We start from the raw sequence: 19,637 nt of genomic DNA on the forward strand, positions 1-19,637 counted from the left end.
TAAAATACTATGAACTTCGATTATTCAGAAAAAACCAAAGATCTTATCGCCCGTTTAGAAGCGTTTATGGACGAGCATATCTACCCAAATGAGAAACAATATCTCGCAGATGTTGAAGCAGCATCAACCAATCCCGAAACACGTTGGAAAACACTGCCGCTCATAGAAGAATTAAAAGAAAAAGCCAAAGCTGCAGGTTTATGGAATCTTTTCCTTCCTGAAGAGTATTTACCATACGGCGCTGGTTTAAATAACCTTGAATACGCTCCCTTATGTGAAATCATGGGCCGAGTCATGTTTAGCTCAGAAGTATTTAACTGTAGCGCACCCGATACAGGCAACATGGAAGTGCTTGCTCGTTATGGGTCAGAGGAAGACAAGAAAAAATGGTTAGAGCCTTTGCTTGAAGGAAAAATTCGTTCAGGTTTTGCGATGACAGAGCCTGCGGTTGCCTCATCAGATGCAACCAATATTGAAACGTCTATTACTCGAGACGGTGATGAATATGTGATTAACGGCCGTAAGTGGTATACCAGTGGCGCCATGAATGAAGATTGTAAGATTTTAGTTGTCATGGGTAAAACTGACCCTACGGCAGCGCGTCACGAACAACAATCACAAATCCTTGTACCCATTGACACCAAAGGCGTTACGGTTGTACGTCCATTAAGTGGCATGGGCTTTTATGATGAGCCGGTTGGCCACGCTGAAGTGTTGTTTGAAAACGTAAGAGTACCCGCGTCAAGTTTATTGGTGGGTGAGGGTAAAGGGTTTGAAATTGCTCAGGGGCGTTTAGGGCCGGGTCGAATTCACCATTGTATGCGCTTGATTGGCTGTGCACAGCGAGCCCTTGATTTGGCGTGTGAACGGGTAGAGTCTCGCGTTGCATTTGGTCAACCATTGAGTAAGCAGCAATCGGTACGTGAAAGCATTGCAAAAATGCACTGCGAGATCGAGCAAGCTCGTTTGCTAACGCTAAAAGCCGCTGACAAAATGGACCGATACGGTAACAAGGTGGCACGAGATATAATTGCTGCTATTAAAATTGTTGCTCCTACTATGGCGTGCAACGTAATTGACCAAGCGATTCAGATGCACGGTGCAGCTGGTACAAGCCAAGACTTTAGCTTAGCTGCAAGCTACGCGTATGCGCGAACGATCCGCTTGGCGGATGGCCCAGATCAGGTGCACATGATGCAATTAGGGCGTAATTTAATTAAAGATCACAATGCATAAATGGAGTGAGCAATGAGTAAGCAAAGCGGTGTAGAGCAATTAGACGAAGCACGACTAGCCACTTATTTAGCTGAGCATATTCCCGGTTTTAGTGGTCCTGTGACTGCTACGAAGTTTGCTGGTGGGCAGTCTAATCCTACCTTCAAACTACAAACCGCGAACGCAACTTATGTGTTGCGTCGTCAGCCGCCGGGTAAATTGTTGAAGTCAGCCCATGCCGTTGACCGCGAGTATCGCGTTATTAAAGCGCTAGAAAACACAGATGTACCCGTTGCTAAGGTTTACCACCTTTGTGAAGATATCGATGTTATCGGTAGCATGTTTTATGTCATGGAGTTTATGGACGGCAACATTTATTGGGACAGCTCGTTGCCTGACATGAACGACATGCAAACGCGGGGCACTATGTATCAAAACATGGTTAAGGTGATGGCCACCATGCACTGCGTGAACGTAGATGAAGTCGGCTTAGGGGATTACGGCAAGCCCGGCAACTATTTTGAGCGTCAAATTAGTCGCTGGACCAAGCAGTACCGTTTGTCAGAAATTCAGGTTATTCCTGAAATGGATACCCTCATTGCTTGGTTAGAAGCCAATATTCCTGCGGACGATGGCAAAGTGTCCTTGGTGCACGGTGATTATCGAATGGACAATTTAATGTTCGCTAAAGATTCCACTGACATTATTGCGGTGCTCGATTGGGAACTATCTACCTTGGGCCATCCGTATGCTGACTTAGCGTACCAATGCATGCAACTGCGCCTGCCGGACAACGTGGGTAAAGCGACCGGGTTAGGTGACGTAGACCGAGCAGAGCTTGGTATTCCAAGTGAAGAAGAATATGTAGCCCAATATTGCGACTTGGTCGGCATTGAGCAAATCGAAAACTGGAACTTTTACCTCGCGTTTAGTTTTTTCAGGCTCGGCGCCATCGCTCAAGGCGTTGCCAAACGTGCTGTTGATGGTAATGCATCGAACAAAGAGGCATTGCAAGTCGGCAAGTTGGTACAACCCTTAGCGCAATACGCGTTAAAACTCATTCAATAAACAACCTATAAACTCGCCGCGTTCGAAGCGGCGTTTTGGCAATTAACGGAGTCACACATGAAAGCTATCGTATGTAACGCTTTTGGTCCTGTAGAAGACTTAGAATACAAAGACGTACCGAACCCACAAGCAGGCAAGGGCCAAGTAGTGGTAGATATTAAAGCCTGCGGTGTCAACTTTCCGGACGGCCTAATTGTACAGGGCTTATATCAGATGAAGCCTGAAGTGCCTTTTATTCCCGGTAACGAAGTCGCTGGGGTAATCAGCAAAATTGGTGAAGGTGTGCCTCACCTTAAAGTCGGTCAGCGCGTGATCGCATTGTGTATGCTTGGCGGGTATGCAGAAAAAGTTTCTTGCGCGGCAACCCACGTAATGCCGCTGCCTGATGAAATCTCTTTTGATGAAGCGGCCGGCTTAGTGACCGCTCATGCAACCGCCCATCATGGCCTGAAGCAAAGGGCGAATATCCAGCCAGGAGAAACGCTACTCGTGACTGGTGCTGCGGGAGGGACAGGGCTTGCTGCAGTGCAAATTGGTAAGCAAATGGGCGCAAGAGTGATTGCTGTTTGCTCTACCCAAGAAAAGTTGGATATGGCGAAGGATAACGGTGCTGACATTTTAATTAATTACAGCGAAGTAGATTTAAAGAGCGCCATAAAAGAGGTGACAAACGGCAAAGGTGTTGATGTGGTTTACGAATGTGTTGGCGGTGACACGTTCCATGCTTGCTCACGCAGTATGGCATGGAATGGGCGGTTATTAGTGGTCGGTTTTGCTGGTGGCACCATTCCAGAGTTTCCGGTTAACTTGTCATTAGTCAAAGGTTATTCCGTGGTCGGCGTATTTTGGGGGTCGTTCACTCAACATCAACCCCAAGACTTTGCTCAAAATATGAAAGAGCTATTGACTTGGTATGTGCAAGGAAAAGTAAAAGTAGTGGTGGACCAAGCATTGCCATTAGCCCAAGCCAAAGATGCGCTAAATAAAGTGATGGGGCGGGAAGTTAAGGGTAAAATGTCACTTAATCCTTAGTAAATTTCTTTTTTGCTAACAAAAAGGGCCTCATTTGAGGCCCTTTGTTTTTTGGTGCGTGTTCAACAGCCAAATTTAGCTTTGTTTTATTCCTTGCGTCAGTTCAAAAACGGTAGATAAACGGTGGCTGCCAACACGCGAAAGTCATCGCGCATTTATATGCGGTCGTTCAATACGGCAACAATAGGGGAAGACGTTAAGCCATTTTCTGAGGCCCAAGCGACAACGGTTTTTCCGTCTTGCTCAGGAGCGCTCAAATCGCTTTTTGGCATCTTTTTCACCATTAATGTACCTGTTTCAACTGCATCGTTGAGCATGGCCGTGCGAATAAGGCTATTGCCTCCACAAGAAATACCAGAGTAATAGTCTTGCAATTTAAGACGGTAGTCAGACTGAACGCGTTTCATCTTTTTGCGCAGCTCACCTTTGTCGTCTGCTTTGACGATAGTGCAAATATTTTGCAAGGCTTCTGCTACGTCCGCGTGAGCAGGTGTAGCAAAAACAGTAGCGGTAGCAGCGATTGCGATAGAAGTTTTAACTATTTTCAACATGGTCAATTCCTCGGTTTTTATTATTGGTTTAATCTCGTTTCGTTGAGGTAATTAAACGTTATTTAAGCTGATTAAAAAATCTACATGTCGATACTAAGGTATAAGGTCTGATACTTATAACCAGGTCAAAGTGGCTCTGGATGCAACACTTTGTTGCAGTTCGAGACTGGCTCTCCCAAAGTCTTAATGCTTTACTCTCAAAAATGTACCAGCTTTGTCTATGGGCGATAGCTCAAAGGGGTAGGGGCTAAGGATTAAGGAAAAGGTTAAGGAGATTAACATGAATACACTTTATAGGGTGTTACTATCATTGGCCGTTATTTTTGCGGCATTAGTCTGTTATTCAGCGGGCAGCATGACGGGAGTCGTCGGGTTTTTCGTACTCGGCATACTACTTGAGGCGGCATTCTGGTTAGGCTTAGGTAAGGTATTTCGCTCAAGGTCAAACGCGAGTAAAGGCTAAATAGTGCACATTTGACCTTTACCTTCGCCGTTGTTTACTTTTGCGCTGTCTATTGGTGCTCTGAATATTCATCAACAGCGACCAACATGTCAGTGATTAGACGCCTTTCGTCTTCAGTAAGTTCTGGGCGCCATATATCAAAAAGTAACACCACACGTTCTTCATTGCTGTTATTCCAAGCTTCATGTTCGACACTGTCATCAAAAATAAGCGCTTTTCCTTCTTGCCACGTACGGGTTTGGTTTCCTACACGCAGACCACCGCAATTTTCTGGAACAATGATAGGCAAATGACATATCAAACGTGTATTTAACAAGCCATGGTGGGGTGGTATTTTAATGCCAGCTTTTAGTTTTGAAAAAAGCGCTACCGGTGTCTGCCCACTTATAAAAGGTAAGGGCACTTCATCCAACGCGCGCTTGGTGATGGGGCATTGTTGAGCAATGGCATCGTCTAGCGTTCCGTAGTGCCAAAAATAGGCGGCAGACCAATTTAAGTTATCAACAATATCCAAATGTTGAACGAAATTCGGTTCATCATTGCCACGCTCAAGATAAGGTGAAAATTGCTCACTTCCCTTTAACATGGTTTGTAGCTCGGCTTTTATATGTGGTGTTTTTGCTTCTAGCGCATTTAACCAAGGAAACTCACTGCGCTCATAAAACGCCCGTTGGGGTAACCCCGGAAAATAAAAACGCGTGGGTTGTTGCAAAAATATCTCTTTTTTCCCAAAGCTTATATCCAGTGCTTCGTCAAAACGTTGGCTGAGCTTACCGCGTTGATAGCCTTTCTTTTGTAGCGCATTGAGCAAGTAGTTGCTGTATTCACTATCATACTTTTCACGTAGGGCTAACCCTCGTTTTAAACCCCGTGTAATTTCATCAGGCAAGTTCTGCTGATTTGTCGTAAGTTGTAATGCCCCTTCGTAAAATGCCAGAGCCATGCGCTCTTGGTCGTTGTATACCAATTGGTCAGCTTTAAAAATGAGTGCTTTAACATTTTTAGGCTCTCGCTGAATGACGTTGTCAATGGCTGCAATAGACGCAGGGTAGTCTTGTAATTGCGAACAAGCGTAGGCTAAGCCAAACCAAGCTTGGGTTAATTGAGGAGCTTGGTGACACAGAGTGTCGAATGCATTTCTAGCCTGTTGCATTTTGCCGTTTTGCAGTAGGCCAATCGCAGATTGCAATTGTGGTTGGATAAAAGATGTATCGCTCATGACGCTTTCCTTATTATTATCGTGCTAAGCTACTTTTTTAGCTGATAAAAAACAAGTTTCCGCTCATGTGTTTGAGCCCTTATTCACGGTAATAAACCCTAAGCAGTGCCTTTGCTGGTTGCCATAAAGGAGCACATTGTGAATGAACAACAAATAATTACTTTTTGGTTTGATGAAATAACGCCGGCGCAATGGTGGCAAAAAAGTGACGGATTTGATGCGATGTTAAAAGAGCGCTTTTCAGCGCTTCACCAACAGGCGATCAACTGTGAGCTAAGCCAATGGCGAAACACATCGCTTGGACGGTTGGCAGAAATTATTGTCATCGATCAGTTCTCACGCAATATGTATCGAGATACACCCCAAGCGTTTATTCACGACCCGCTAGCGTTGGCGCTTGCGCAAGAGGCGGTTAGCAATAAAGCAGATGACGACTTGAGTGAGCCGCAACGCAATTTTTTGTATATGCCGTTTATGCACAGCGAATCAATGGTGATCCACCAGCAGGCACAATCTTTATTTGAAAACAAAGCAAGTAAACATACGTGTGAATTTGAGTTAAAGCACCTCGCTATTATTCAGCGCTTTGGACGCTATCCTCATCGAAATGACATATTACAGCGTCATTCAACTGAAGAGGAAAGGGCGTTTTTAACGCAGCCCAACTCGGGTTTTTGATTACGTGGTTGATACGTAAAAAAACTATGTAAAACAACTATGAAAAAACAAGGCAGGCAGCAATTTAAAATGTGCGCCTGCTCTGTTTTTTTAATCAATTTATTGCTATTGGCTATTTGTTGTTTGATGACTCGGCATCGCTGCGATGCTCATCAAACCACCACAGAATATAACCTACCTTAGACATTAAATTACTGGGCCTAGCGTATATACCATGAGATGCGCCGGGAATACGTACCATAGCGGATTCGACCCCTTGTAATTTCAACGCCTGATAATACTGCTCGGTTTCTGAAATCGGCGTACGGTGATCTGATTCACCGGTCAGCAACATAGTGGGCGTGGTGACATTTCCCACATAACTAATAGGCGAGTGCTTCATGTATAAGTCTTGCGCTTCCCATGGCTTTTTACCAAACCAATTTTTATAGAAAAAAGGGTAGAAATCTGAGGTCAGTACAAAGCTATACCAATTTATTACAGGTTTGGCGACAACAGCCGCAGCAAAGCGCTCAGTATGGCCGACAATCCACGCGGTTAACGTACCGCCGCCAGAGCCGCCTGTGACAAATAAGTTTCCTTCATCGATTGCACCTTGGGCAATAACCGCATCCACGGTCGACATCAAATCATCGTAGTCTTGGCTGGGGTAGTTTTTATCAATCGTTTGCGCAAACTCTTTGCCGTAACTGTCACTTCCTCTAGGATTTGCATAAACCACAACATAGCCTTTGGCCGCCATAAGTTGAATTTCGGTCGAAAAATGCGGGCCGTAATTTGCCACTGGGCCACCGTGTATTTCTAGAATGAGCGGATAGCGCTTACCCTGTTTTTTACCTTGTTCAAACCCAGGAGGGTAAGCCACCCAGGCCTGAATAGGTAAGTCGTCATAAGAGGATTTAAGGTTTAACGGTTTGATGGTGGCAATATCTTTATGAGCAAGCGCATCTTCATTCAGTTGAGTGAGTATGTGGGGTTTATCACCTTTTTGAATGGCAATGTCAGCGGGGCGCTGGGGGTTTGAGTAAGTAAAAGCCACAGTGCCATTGTTGGCTACGTCGAATTCGCCACCTGAATAAGGACGGCCAAACGCTAGGCCACCGACTTTCTGTGCAACGATTTTTCTTTGGCCATTTAAGGGTTGATACGCCACATACGTTTCGCCCTTATCGTCGTAACTCATGTAGAGGCCTTTGCTATCGCTCGCCCATTTTATGCTGCCTACAGAACGGTCAAATTGAGGTGTGAGAGAGCGACTAACACCCCCGTTAACATCCATTACGTAAAGCTGGGTATTTTCATAATTGCTATATTTTTCATCATATCCCAGATAAGCAATTAGCTTACCGTCGGGGGAGATGCTCGGGCTGTTGTCAGGGCCTAAACGATCAGTTAGCGCAAGCATGTTGCCAGTTGCTACATCGATTTTGTAAAGGTTGTCATCGGTGAGCTCTAAGTCACTGTCTTGACGACGATTGGCCGAAAATACAATGGATTTACTGTCGCGGCTCCAACTAATATTCCCACCGTGATCAAACTCACCTTCAGTCAGCTGCCTCGGGGTGCCGCCATCCGCTGACAGGACGAAAATTTGGCTATTCCCTGCTGGAAGATACCCAGCGCCATCAGCACGATAAAATAAATCGTCGATGAAAATTGCGGAATCTGCCCATTTGGCGCCTTCAGGTTTACCGGATAAACTCACGGGGGATTTGGGCTTACCTTTTACAAATTGGCTAAAGGCGAGCATTTTGCCGTCAGGGGACCAACTCAGATTAGAAGGCGCTCCAGTGAGATGCGTCATCTGACCGGTTTGGCCACTGTCTAGCCATTTGATGTGAATTTGTGCAGAACCACTGGCTGTTGATATATAGGCTAACTTACTTTCGTCTGGAGAAAGAGTGGGGCTATAATCTGCGTGTAAACCATTGGTTACTGGGGTCATCACCTTGTTTTTGTCGACCTTCCAGATATTGCCACGCTTTTTATCGTGTTGAATATCCATGTAGTTACGTACGAAGTAGACCGTTTCACCATCGTGGGTAATATCCAGCCCTGATGCGTATTCCAAGGTAAAAACATCTTCCAGTTTTAAGGTATTTTGTGCCGTTTCGGCCATTGCAAAGCGAGGTGTTAGTGCTATTGGTGCGGCTAGTATCGCTAGCGCGATAGAGTGTTTAATTAAGTTCACGTGAATGTTCCCTGTCGTTTTTATTTTATTGGTATGTGTATCGTTGTTTCACATATTTCTCGCACTTAAATTACCACAAACTGCTCTAAGGAAAATTAGAAATGCGGTGAGCTACCGTTGATTTCCGATATACCCCGAGTGACTACACCTTGACTCTGATGTGCGTTTATATTTTGTATTCAGTTCCGGATCTGACGCTTCATCAAGCTTTTTCATTGCTAACCTCCTGTTGCGATTTGGTCATGACAATCGATATATGGCCATACCACTGACAAGGAGAAGGTACATGACTTTTAGAGCATTACATCAACAACAAGAGCCGCTTATTATTTGTAACGTATGGGATGTACCCAGTGCGCAACTGGGCGAAAAGCTAGGCTATAAAGCCTTAGGTACGTCTAGTGCTGCCATTGCGCGTATGTTAGGTGTAAACGATGGCGAACAGGTGTTGTTTAGTGAACTGATTTACTTAGTGAAGCGTATTTTATCGGCTGTCAACGTACCGCTGACGGTGGATATAGAATCGGGCTATGGCCGCAGTAGTGAGCAAGTGGCAAATAACCTACTGCAACTTGCGCGGTTAGGCGTTGCGGGTGTCAATATTGAAGACAGCCGGGTGACAACCGTCAGTGATGGGCAGCCACCTCAAAGGGTACTTCAATCAGGTCAGGCATTGGCCAAAGTGATTAAGGAGGTAAAACATCACCTGTGTGCTAAGGGGATTGATATGTTTCTTAATGTACGCACAGACACCTATCTGCTAGGAGGAGGTGACAACGAACAGATATTAGCCGATACCCAAGCGCGTATTGCGCTGTACCAACAAGCCGGAGCGGATGGCATCTTTGTACCAGGCGTGATGGCGTTGCCAGACATTCGCGCTATCGTTAATACCACAGACCTACCGGTAAATGTTATGTGCATGCCAGGGTTAGCGAATTTTACAGAATTGAAAGCATGTGGGGTAAAGCGCATAAGTATGGGCAATTTTGTGTATGAAAATATGCTAGGTTCACTGGCAACGACACTGACGCATATCCGGGAGCAAGGCTCGTTTGATTCACTGTTTCAATAACATCCCACAACAAAGCTGTCGGTTGAACGCCCTTTGCCGTGTTAGCATGACTCAAAGGTGATAGAGACCACGACTAATCGAATGTGTAACACCTTGAGCGATAAATGTGCAGCCGATACGGCGAAGGAGACAAGTGACTATCGAGCTAACCAATGTACCTGTTAATGAAGGTATTACTTGCAGTACGTGCCGGGCGAATTGTTGTCGGCTTGAAGTGATGTTGATCACCGACACTGGGGTGCCAGAAAAGTTTATCGCCCAAGACAAGTGGGGCGGGGAAGTCATGCTTCGTTTAGAAGACGGCTGGTGCGCAGCCGTCGACCGTGAAACCATGCTGTGCACCATATACGATAAACGGCCGCTTATTTGCCGAGAGTTTGAAATGGGCGGGTTCGAGTGCCTAGATGAACGTACATAACGCCTCACGTAATTCCGCTTTATGACAACGACACACTAAGAGCGGATCTGGAACACACACTATGGAATAAATCCCCTTGAAAAATTTACTTCAAAAGCATTTACATACAACAGAGAAACCTAAAGTTCAGGGGCGTGTACTCATTGTGAACCTTATATTGTGAATTAGGTTATCGCCTTGGCTGCTTGGGCAAAGCTGCACTTAATTCTGCTTCAGTCACCTTTCGTACTTCAGCAACCTCGCTAAAAATAGTATTCGGTCCGCCGGCAGCATTCATGGCTTGGTGTTTTGTAATGCGTTATTTCCAGCGCTCTATCCAGCACTTTGTGTTGAACTTGCTTAGATCCATCGGCAAATATGGTTATTATGTTGAGGTATAAGAATAAGTCGCTAAAACGACATAATATTTAATCAGTTTAGGGAACCTAATGACTCTACGAAATTTGTACACCATATTTGTTTTAACAGCGGTGTTGTTTTGCGCTGCGTCTAACGTAAACGCCACCTCATCTTCTCCTACTAACTCTGGTTGGCCTCAGCTGATATACAAGGCTACCATTCCTGATATGCAAAGCGTGTTGGGTTATTCGGTCGGGCAACGCATCACATCACACCCAGACATGCTGCGTTACTTCGAAGCATTGCAAAAATCAGCCCCTCGAAATATTCAAATTTTCGAGTACGGACAAACGTGGGAAGGGCGCAAGCTAATATATGCAGCCATTGGTAGTGAGCAAAATATCGCTAACTTGACGCAATTTTCTCAGGATATGCAGGCGCTGTCTGATCCGCGGGTTACCGACAAACGTAAAGCGAAAGGGTTAATAGATTCTTTGCCTTCATCTGTGTGGTTAGAATACAGCGTGCACGGCAATGAAATTAGCAGTACCGATGCTGCCATGATGACGGCATATCATTTACTTGCGGGCGAAGGCGAAGTAACGGTTGATAACATCATGCAAAACAGCATCGTGTTTATCGACCCGCTGCAAAACCCAGATGGTCGTAGCCGCTTTATTGCCAATTATTACTCCACAGTAGGCATGAACCATAGCAGTGACAGATTATCTGCTGAGCATAATGAACCTTGGCCTCGCGGACGTGCGAATCATTATTTGTTTGATATGAACCGTGATTGGCTAGCCATTACCCAACCAGAAACCAAAGGTCGTATTGCTAGTTTGAAAAAATATCACCCGCTGGTGGTCATCGATTTACATGAGATGGGCGGTGATGAAAGTTATTACTTTGCTCCGTCAGCACAGCCTGTTAATCCACATATGACTCAGGCGCAAATCGACAATATTAATTTGGTAGGGCGCAATAATGCTAAGCATTTTGATGCCAATGGCTTTGATTATTTTACCCGTGAAATCTTTGATGCCTTCTACCCTGGCTACGGTGACAGCTGGCCGACCTTTTATGGTGCTGCTGCGTCCACGTATGAAGTGGCCTCTTCTCGCGGCCAAATATTCCGCCGTTTGGATGGGAGCGAGCTTAGTTATGAAGATACCGTACTACGTCACTTCGTGGCTTCTATTTCTACTGCAGAGGCCGTAGCGAATAACCGAACGAAGTTACTTAACGATTATTACCAGTATCAAATTGATGCCATTGAGGCTGGCAGGTCTGACAAAAAAGAGCGCGTATTTATTCTGCCAAATAAACGCGATCGTGCCGGTCACTTTAAGCTAGCGAAACTAATGACAGAGCATGGCGTAGACGTTTATCAAACCACAGAAAAAGTAAAAATGTGCGGCGAAACCTATGCGCCAGGAAGCTACTATATCGATACCGCACAGCCTAGAGGGCGTTTTGTAAAAACCACTTTCACTCAACAGGTCGATATGAGCAAAGCGTTTATCAAGGAGCAAGAACGCCGCCGAGAGAGAAAACTAGGGGATCAAATATATGATGTAACGGGCTGGTCATTGCCCTTAATGTACAACCTAGCGGTAAACACCTGTGGTAAAAGTGTATCTGGGGATCATCGTTTGGTGAAAATGACTGACACGCTTGAAGGTCATGTCACAAACGCAAATGCCACAGTCGCGTATATCGTGCCTTGGGGCGATATGGCAGCAGGGCGATTTTTAACTGCCGCGTTACAGCAAAACATTACACTTAAAACGGCCGATCGCGCGTTTACCATAGATGATAATACGCGCTACCCAGCCGGTAGCTTAATCATCGAAGTGGCAGCAAATAATGCCGATATTGCTGCTACCGTGCAAGAAATCGCCACTCAAAGCGGTGCGCTTGTTGATGGAGTAAATACCAGTTGGGTAACAGAAGGGCCAAGTTTTGGTAGTAACGACACTTACTTAATGAGTGCACCAAAAATCGCGATGGCCTGGGATGACCCAACGTCTTCGTTAAGTGCGGGCAATACCCGCTACGTGATTGAGCAGCAATTTGGTTATCCGGTGACGGCTATCCGCACGTCGACCTTAGTCAATGCAGATTTGCGTCACTATCAGGTGTTAATTCTACCCTCAGGGCGCTATCAAAATGGTTTAGGTAAGGCCGGAGCCGATAATATAAAGCGTTGGGTTGAAGCAGGTGGTGTGCTGATTACCCTAGGTAGTGCCACGGCATTTGCTGCCGACGCTGATATTGGTTTGTTAGATGTAAAGCGTGAATTGGCGATTAATGAGCAAAACAGCAACGAAAATCCCGATACAGAATCTTCAACGGTGGCTGGCAAGGCCTATGCAAGCCGAGACGATTTAATCAAGCACAGTGAAAACAGTGAGGAAAGCCCTGATTTCGTCGCTGGAGTACTGGCTAATGTGGAAGTTGATCAAGAGCATTGGTTAACTGCTGGCGTTGCACCTGACGTCGTGGGTTTAGTCTACGGGGATGATATTTTCGCGCCCATTCGCTTAGCGTCAGGCAAAAACCTTGCGTGGTTTAAAGGTGAAGAAGACGTGTTAGCCAGTGGCTACCTATGGAAAGAAAATAAAAAGCAATTGGCATACAAGCCATTCTTAATTCATCAACCTACTGGAAATGGCATGGTGATCGCCTTCACCCAAGAGCCAACAACTCGAGCCTATCTTGACGGGCTAAATGTGATGTTGATGAACGCTATGTTCAGCGCACCAGCCCATGCATACGTGGTGAAATAGTGAAGTGTATGGCTATTGTCTATTGGTGCTAGTGGCCTTTGTTGGCAACTGGCATTAATGGTCTCGCAGATTAGCGCGCTATCTAGCGCCACTGATAATGCCAAGTGGGGAAAACCACTTGGCATTTTTTATTGGCTTGTTTACTCGGAAATAGCTAAATAGCTAAATAGCTAAATAGCTAAATAGCTAAATAGCTAAACCGCTAAATCTACTACTAGGCTGATAAATGCTTAGCGTGAAAACGCAAATGATCTTCAATAAAACTACTGATGAAAAAGTAGCTATGATCATACCCTTCATGGTAACGAAACTCAGCGGGGTAGTTTGTCTCTTGTGCGATCAATTCAAGGGGTTTAGCTAGCTTCTGATTTTGGTAAAAGTCATCCGCGAGACCTTGGTCAATCAGCATAGGCAGTTGTAAAAATTGGCCCTGTTGGCGCATTAACTCACAGCTGTCGTATTGCTGCCACTGGCTTGTATCCTCACCTAAATAATGACTAAACGCTTTTTCGCCCCAAGGGCAATCCATCGGGTTCACAATCGGTGAAAAAGCCGACACGGAACTAAAGCGCTTCACGTTCGATAGGGCAATCATCAGCGCACCATGACCACCCATGGAATGCCCAGCAATTGCTGCTTTAGGTTGCACGTTAAAGCGCTGCTGAATAAGGCTAGGGAGCTCATCAACGATGTAATCGTACATGCGATAGTGCTTATTCCACGGCGCTTGGGTGGCATTGACATAAAAGCCGGCGCCTAACCCTAAGTCGTATGCTTTGTCGTCAGCATCAGGTACGTCTTCACCACGAGGGCTGGTGTCAGGCATCACTAGGATCAGGCCAAGCTCACTGGCAACACGCTGAGCACCAGCTTTGGTCACGAAGTTTTCATCCGTGCAGGTCAGCCCGCTTAACCAGTAGACCACAGGCAGCGGTTCACCCAGTTCAGCGGCAGGGGGCAAATACACACTAAAGTGCATTTGGCAGTTAAGTACATTTGATTGATGGCTAAAGCGCTTCTGCCAACCTCCGAAACTACGGTTTGCTGACACTTCTGTTGTTTTGGTATCAGCCATTAATAATGCACCACAGAGCGGATTGACTTTCCTTCATGCATTAAATCAAATGCTGTGTTGATGTCTTCAAGCGGCATTGTGTGGGTGATAAACGTATCTAACTCAAATTCACCATCCATGTAACGCTGTACATAGTCAGGCAACTGGCTACGACCTTTTACGCCGCCAAATGCCGAGCCACGCCATACACGCCCCGTAACAAGCTGAAACGGACGAGTTGATATCTCTTGGCCTGCGCCAGCAACGCCAATAATTACAGATTCGCCCCAACCTTTATGGCAGCACTCAAGCGCAGAGCGCATCACATTGACATTGCCAATACACTCGAACGAGAAGTCAACGCCGCCATCAGTCATTTCTACTATGACCTCTTGTATTGTTTTATCGTGGTCTTTTGGATTGACCACATCGGTGGCACCGAGTTGTTTAGCGATTTTAAACTTATCTTCGTTCACATCGATGGCGATAATACGACCCGCTTTGGCCATTTTCGCACCGATTAAAACCGATAACCCTATGCCCCCTAAACCAAAAACTGCAACGGTATCGCCTTCTTGCACTTTCGCTGTATTCGTGACAGCACCCATGCCTGTGGTGACACCACAGCCGAGTAAGCAGACTTTTTCAAGGGGCGCGTCTTTGGAGATTTTTGCCAAAGCGATTTCAGGGACAACAGTATGCTCCGCAAAGGTCGAGGTGCCCATGTAGTGATAGATTGGCTTACCGTTTTTTGAAAAGCGAGTGGTGCCATCTGGCATCAAGCCCTTTCCTTGGGTGGTGCGTATGGCTTGGCATAAGTTGGTTTTGCCTGACAAACAGAATTTACATTCGCCGCACTCAGGGGTGTATAAAGGAATAACATGGTCGCCGACCTCAACTGACGTCACGCCTTCACCTATGGCTTCCACAACCCCCGCACCTTCGTGCCCTAAAATGGCAGGAAAGATGCCCTCGGGGTCATCACCGGATAACGTGTATGCATCGGTATGGCATACACCTGTGGCAATGACTTTAATTAGCACTTCGCCTTTTTGCGGTGGCATTAAGTCTACTTCTTCGATGGATAATGGCTCGCCGGCTGCCCAAGCAACCGCGGCTCGTGTTTTGATACTTTGCATATTGTTCATCCTTTTGTGGTAAACAGGCATTCAAAGAAATGAAAAATAAAACTCACCCTTGAGCCAGTTGTACTTGTATGAATTAAATTACTTGCACGCACCCATTAAGCGAATACGTCTGGTCTCCCAAATAATGTCGTCAATGGTGTAACCATTTGGGCATAGATCGCGCTTATCTATGGTTTGCTTTAAATGCAACACGGCTTTGTCTTCTAAGGCTAACTTGGTTTCGTTATTGGGCTGCGGATTCAAATTTGAGCCTAATGGGCGATTGCTTTGCCCGCCAAGGCCTGCATCGCGACTACCACCTCTGCTTCCATCTCTACTACCGCGTCTTCCGCCCCGTTCGCCTCTATCTGTATCTTCTTCGGGTAAATTGAACCAAGATAAACCGAAGGCGAATTGCGTCTCACCGTTATCGCCGATTTGAGTACTGAAGTGATCTGTTGTTTGAATGGGTTTTGGCTCATTACTGGCGCAGCCAGCTAGGCTCGCGACCAGCAATACTAAGGTCCATTGAACGACGTGTCTTTGTGTTTTTTTCACTTAAGAATACTCATTTTTTATCGTTTGAAGGGTTAGTCTAAACGCTTAGCAGGGGGCTTAGCAATGGGAGCAGGGCAAGTGTTCTGTTTAACACTTAAGAGACCGTTATATTTGGTTAAAATTGATACCAGGTCGCGCTATTTTTAAACAGTAACAAGCACATTAAACTAAGCGTCTGTGTACTGACTGAGTTATCTTGCTTTAGTGTGGTGGTCAAAAGCCTGTCATAACCTTGCCATAGCTCAGTATAAGAGCAGCTAAAGGTATTTAACGGGAAGTTACTAGCAAGCATGACCCTGCGCTCATCGAGCATGTGCACGCAGGCCATTACAGTGGCTTGCACGTCAGTGGGCGTATAGCCACGGTGCTGCATTTCCCAGCCAGAGAGTTTTATTGCCACATTCGAGTATGGCATTAAGGCGCTTAGGCTGCGTCGCCAGTGTGCAAAGGCTTGCTGCCAATTGCTGGTATTTGACTCAAGTGGCGGCCAGCCCCCATGATTAATGATCACCCGCAAGCTTGGAATATCCTCAAGCACCTTGCACAAGGCGTGTGTGGCTGAGGTATCGGTTAGCGAAAATTGGGCGTCAAAGCTCAGATTATGTTTAGCCAACAAGGCCAGGTTTTTTTGAAATATCGGGTTCGTTAATAGGCGCAAAGCGTCTTCATCGAGTATATGGCGAACGCCAACCAGCGATGTTCGGCGCCTTAATTCAGTTAACACAGTGGGAAAGTCTTCTCGGGTTAAGTCACCCCCTGCGACACTTTTAAAGGGCAGTGTGCAATGTCGCTCAAGCCAATCTAGTTCCCGCCAAGGCTCAGCGTTATCAAATCCCGCTTCAATGTGCACGAAACCGGCTAAATTAAGCCCGGCTGGGGGCAACAACTCAGACTGGCCCACATCGCGGTAGATTGTGTGTTTGTCTGGCCAATGGGGCGGATTTTCCGGTTTTAACCAGCCATAGTGACCGTCACTTAGGTTAAACAGATGCACGTGTGGGTCAATGATGTCCATGTCGCTGGCGTGTTATTCCTTGTTCATGTTGAGCTAAATAGCTGTTATTGCGCCGTGTAACCGCCGTCAATGACTTGCAAACTGCCAGTGATAAATTGGGCATGCTCACTGGCTAAAAAATAACACAGCTGAGCCACTTCGTCAGGCTGACCTAAGCGTCCCAGTGGCTGCAGGGCGGCTTCTTCTGCGTGAACTTCGCTACTGTCACGGCCAGACTTTTCAAGGTAGCTATCAATGGCATTGTGGTACAAAGGGGTTTCTATGGTGCCTGGGCACACCGCATTAGCGCGAATTTTATACTTGGCATAATCCAGTGCGGTGGTTTTCGCCATAGATGCCAACGCAGACTTTGTTAGGTTGTAGGCAAAGGAGTTTTGTTTAGCGATAAGAGCTTGATCTGAGGCCATGAGAATAATCGACCCTGCTTGGTGTTCGACCATGCTGGGCAAAACGCCCTGAATGGCCGCGTAAGCTCCTTTAACATTTATAGCGAACATTTTATCGAGCACGTCTTCACTGGTGTGCTCAATATCGGCTGACAAATGCACCCCTGCGTTTGAAATTAGGCAATCTATTTTAGGGTGTTGAGTACGTATGTGGGCAATGATGCTTTTGACCTGAGTGACATTTGAAACATCACACTCTCGCCAAGAAATAGAGGGGGTTAGCTCATTCGGGGCTTGTAGGTCTAGGTTGAATACTAAGTAGCCCTTTTGCGCAAATAACTGACATATGGCAGCACCAATACCTAAACTACCACCGGTTACAATGCAAACTGCCTGTGCTGTGCTTGATGTCATATTTCCTCTTATACGTATATTGACGAAAACCGATCCTGTTTATTCGTCGTCGAATTCTTTGCCCATTTGTAGCGTGCGGGTAGCCAGTTGTACTTCTTTTAAAAATGACACCAAGGCCACAATCAAGAGCAATAGCGCGATGACGAAAAGGATCACCACGGCTTTTGTTAAATCCATCAGTAAAAATTCACCAATAAACAAACAACAGACTACCGCACATACGAATAGTGCTGACGCAGTGCACATACCGATAGAGCGGTTAATGATCTTAATTCGTCGCCATAAGTATTTGAGCTCAACTTGAGATATTTTCAACTTTTCTGGATTTTTCAGAATAGCGACTCGGCGCTCTATGATTCGCGCTCTATCGACTATTCGCCCTAAGCGGCCAGACATAACATTCAAAAAGCCCGCAATGCCGGTCAACATAAAGACCGGCGCGACAACAATTTGAATGACCTGGGCTAAATCAGAAATCGACGCCGCCATCATTACGCACTCAAATCGCTATTCACCGTACGAGATGCCCATAGGTCGTATTCGTCAGCATGTTCAACTGTGGCGGTAATCAAGTCACCAGGTTTAAGCTCAACATCACCATTTAAATAAACTAAACCGTCGATTTCAGGGGCATCGGCAAAACTGCGACCAATAGCGCCTTCTTCGTCGACTTCATCGATAAGTACCTGAATGGTGGTACCGATTCGGCGCTGCAATTTAGCGCTGCTAATTTGCTGTTGTTTTTGCATAAAGCGTTCGAAGCGCTCTTGTTTAACTTCTTCGCTGACTGGGTCAGGCAAGTCATTCGCTTTAGCACCTTCAACATCTGAGTATTTAAAGCAGCCCACGCGCTCAAGTTGGGCTTCGTCTAAGAAGTCGAGCAGCATTTGAAAGTCTTCTTCGGTTTCACCAGGGAAACCCACAATAAACGTAGAGCGTATAACTAGCTCAGGGCATAGCTCGCGCCATTTTCTGATGCGTTCCATGGTGCGTTCAGCAGCGGCCGGGCGTTTCATCAATTTTAGAATACGTGGGCTAGCATGCTGAAAAGGAATATCAAGGTAAGGCAATACTTTACCTGAAGCCATAAGCGGCATGACCTTATCAACAGATGGATAGGGGTAAACGTAATGCAAACGTACCCACATGCCCATTTCGCCGAGTTTTTCACACAGCTCTGTCATGCCGGTTTTTACCGGCATGCCATTCCAAAAGCCCATTTTGTTTTTCACGTCTACGCCGTAGGCGCTGGTGTCTTGTGAAATAACCAATAACTCTTTTACGCCAGCGTTTTTTAAGCGCTGGGCTTCATCTAGGATCTCGCCGATAGGACGGCTGACTAAATCGCCGCGCATAGACGGAATAATGCAGAAGGTACACCTGTGGTTACAGCCTTCAGATATTTTTAAATAGGCATAATGGCGCGGGGTAAGCTTGACGCCAATGTCCGGCACTAAATTTAAATACGGGTTGTGGCTTGGCTGTGGCAAATGCTCATGCACTTGGTTGACCACCTCTTCATAAGCGTGAGGGCCGGTAATGGCAAGCACATTCGGGTGTACTTCGCGAATTTCGTCTTCTTTGATACCCAAACAGCCAGTTACAATTACTTTGCCATTTTCAGTAAGCGCTTCGCCTATGGTGTCGAGTGACTCCTGCACGGCGGTATCGATAAAGCCACAGGTATTCACAATAACGAGATCTGCATCGTTATAGGTGTTCACCACGTCGTAGCCTTCGGTGCGCAGTTGGGTCAAAATACGCTCTGAGTCGACCAGATTTTTCGGGCAGCCTAAGCTTACAAAGCCAATTCTCGATCCTGTCGATAAGGAACTGGGCTTATCCGCTTCAATGGTTTTTACCGGTGTTTCTAACGTCGTCGTTTGCTTGGGATTAAAGGTTTCAACAGTCATCAAATGCTCAAAATAAAGTAATGTATCGCGGCGTGTGCCAATTGTTGGGATTATAACGGAATTGCGTGAGGAATGTCATGGGATTCAAGTAGGGCTAGCGGTTTGACTTTTTTACGGATGAAAGCTGCA

Annotated in this window: 18 protein-coding genes; 8 read left to right on the forward strand and 10 right to left on the reverse strand. The window is 46.0% G+C overall.

Annotation, left to right across the window (positions count from 1 at the left end; genetic code table 11):
- The first annotated feature begins 9 nt into the window (after positions 1-9).
- Genes FX988_RS00470 through FX988_RS00480 form a run of 3 tightly spaced genes read left to right on the forward strand, consistent with a single transcriptional unit; the run spans position 10 to position 3,315 of the window.
- Positions 10-1,236 carry an acyl-CoA dehydrogenase family protein gene (locus tag FX988_RS00470; protein ID WP_160177834.1) on the forward strand — a complete coding sequence of 409 codons (1,227 nt, stop codon included), beginning with the start codon at positions 10-12 and terminating at the stop codon, positions 1,234-1,236.
- Positions 1,237-1,248: 12 nt separating this feature from the next.
- Positions 1,249-2,283, forward strand: a complete 1,035-nt coding sequence (locus FX988_RS00475; RefSeq protein WP_160177835.1) for a phosphotransferase — start codon at positions 1,249-1,251, stop codon at positions 2,281-2,283.
- A gap of 57 nt (positions 2,284-2,340) precedes the next feature.
- Positions 2,341-3,315: an NADPH:quinone oxidoreductase family protein gene (locus FX988_RS00480; protein ID WP_160177836.1), complete on the forward strand. Its 975-nt coding sequence runs from the start codon at positions 2,341-2,343 to the stop codon at positions 3,313-3,315.
- 155 nt (positions 3,316-3,470) lie between these two features.
- Here FX988_RS00480 and FX988_RS00485 read toward each other — a convergent pair whose 3' ends face one another.
- Complete coding sequence (locus FX988_RS00485) at positions 3,471-3,866, reverse strand: DUF3718 domain-containing protein (protein WP_160177837.1); 396 nt, start codon at positions 3,864-3,866, stop codon at positions 3,471-3,473.
- Positions 3,867-4,146: 280 nt separating this feature from the next.
- Here FX988_RS00485 and FX988_RS00490 point away from each other — a divergent pair, with 280 nt between their 5' ends.
- Positions 4,147-4,329, forward strand: coding sequence for a hypothetical protein (locus tag FX988_RS00490; RefSeq protein WP_160177838.1), 183 nt, complete (start codon positions 4,147-4,149; stop codon positions 4,327-4,329).
- A 49-nt stretch (positions 4,330-4,378) separates the two neighbouring features.
- On the opposite strand, the gene FX988_RS00495 is transcribed toward FX988_RS00490, so the two are convergent.
- Positions 4,379-5,548, reverse strand: a complete 1,170-nt coding sequence (locus FX988_RS00495) for an aspartyl/asparaginyl beta-hydroxylase domain-containing protein (protein ID WP_160177839.1) — start codon at positions 5,546-5,548, stop codon at positions 4,379-4,381.
- A gap of 138 nt (positions 5,549-5,686) precedes the next feature.
- Here FX988_RS00495 and FX988_RS00500 point away from each other — a divergent pair, with 138 nt between their 5' ends.
- Positions 5,687-6,226 carry a DUF924 family protein gene (locus tag FX988_RS00500; protein WP_160177840.1) on the forward strand — a complete coding sequence of 180 codons (540 nt, stop codon included), beginning with the start codon at positions 5,687-5,689 and terminating at the stop codon, positions 6,224-6,226.
- 112 nt (positions 6,227-6,338) lie between these two features.
- On the opposite strand, the gene FX988_RS00505 is transcribed toward FX988_RS00500, so the two are convergent.
- Positions 6,339-8,417 (reverse strand): S9 family peptidase, encoded by a 2,079-nt coding sequence (locus tag FX988_RS00505; protein WP_160177841.1) that lies wholly within the window; start codon positions 8,415-8,417, stop codon positions 6,339-6,341.
- A 286-nt stretch (positions 8,418-8,703) separates the two neighbouring features.
- Between FX988_RS00505 and FX988_RS00510 the strand changes: the two genes are divergently transcribed.
- The 3 genes from FX988_RS00510 (at position 8,704) to FX988_RS00520 (ending at position 13,041) form a co-directional block, all read left to right on the forward strand.
- The gene (locus tag FX988_RS00510) at positions 8,704-9,492 is read left to right on the forward strand and encodes an isocitrate lyase/PEP mutase family protein (protein WP_160177842.1); all 789 of its coding nucleotides are present in this window, start codon (positions 8,704-8,706) and stop codon (positions 9,490-9,492) included.
- Positions 9,493-9,625: 133 nt separating this feature from the next.
- Positions 9,626-9,910, forward strand: coding sequence for a YkgJ family cysteine cluster protein (locus FX988_RS00515; protein ID WP_160177843.1), 285 nt, complete (start codon positions 9,626-9,628; stop codon positions 9,908-9,910).
- A 428-nt stretch (positions 9,911-10,338) separates the two neighbouring features.
- A complete protein-coding gene (locus FX988_RS00520; protein ID WP_160177844.1) occupies positions 10,339-13,041 on the forward strand; it encodes a M14 family metallopeptidase in 2,703 nt (900 codons plus the stop codon).
- A 214-nt stretch (positions 13,042-13,255) separates the two neighbouring features.
- Here FX988_RS00520 and fghA read toward each other — a convergent pair whose 3' ends face one another.
- The 7 genes from fghA to rimO form a co-directional block, all read right to left on the reverse strand.
- The gene (fghA, locus tag FX988_RS00525) at positions 13,256-14,116 is read right to left on the reverse strand and encodes an S-formylglutathione hydrolase (protein ID WP_160177845.1); all 861 of its coding nucleotides are present in this window, start codon (positions 14,114-14,116) and stop codon (positions 13,256-13,258) included.
- Positions 14,116-15,234, reverse strand: coding sequence for an S-(hydroxymethyl)glutathione dehydrogenase/class III alcohol dehydrogenase (locus FX988_RS00530; protein WP_160177846.1), 1,119 nt, complete (start codon positions 15,232-15,234; stop codon positions 14,116-14,118). Before FX988_RS00530 ends, fghA begins: the two co-directional genes overlap by 1 nt.
- A gap of 87 nt (positions 15,235-15,321) precedes the next feature.
- On the reverse strand, positions 15,322-15,780 hold the full coding sequence (locus FX988_RS00535) for a hypothetical protein (protein WP_160177847.1): 459 nt from the start codon (positions 15,778-15,780) through the stop codon (positions 15,322-15,324).
- A 115-nt stretch (positions 15,781-15,895) separates the two neighbouring features.
- Complete coding sequence (locus FX988_RS00540) at positions 15,896-16,795, reverse strand: amidohydrolase family protein (RefSeq protein WP_160177848.1); 900 nt, start codon at positions 16,793-16,795, stop codon at positions 15,896-15,898.
- A 44-nt stretch (positions 16,796-16,839) separates the two neighbouring features.
- Positions 16,840-17,595, reverse strand: a complete 756-nt coding sequence (locus FX988_RS00545; protein ID WP_160177849.1) for an SDR family NAD(P)-dependent oxidoreductase — start codon at positions 17,593-17,595, stop codon at positions 16,840-16,842.
- Between the two features lie 39 nt (positions 17,596-17,634).
- Positions 17,635-18,084, reverse strand: coding sequence for a DUF2721 domain-containing protein (locus FX988_RS00550; RefSeq protein ID WP_160182046.1), 450 nt, complete (start codon positions 18,082-18,084; stop codon positions 17,635-17,637).
- A 2-nt stretch (positions 18,085-18,086) separates the two neighbouring features.
- Positions 18,087-19,508, reverse strand: a complete 1,422-nt coding sequence (gene rimO, locus FX988_RS00555; protein WP_160177850.1) for a 30S ribosomal protein S12 methylthiotransferase RimO — start codon at positions 19,506-19,508, stop codon at positions 18,087-18,089.
- Positions 19,509-19,637 lie beyond the last annotated feature (129 nt).

The organism is Paraglaciecola mesophila (genome assembly GCF_009906955.1).
In the GTDB taxonomy this organism is placed as follows: Bacteria; Pseudomonadota; Gammaproteobacteria; order Enterobacterales; family Alteromonadaceae; genus Paraglaciecola; species Paraglaciecola mesophila_A.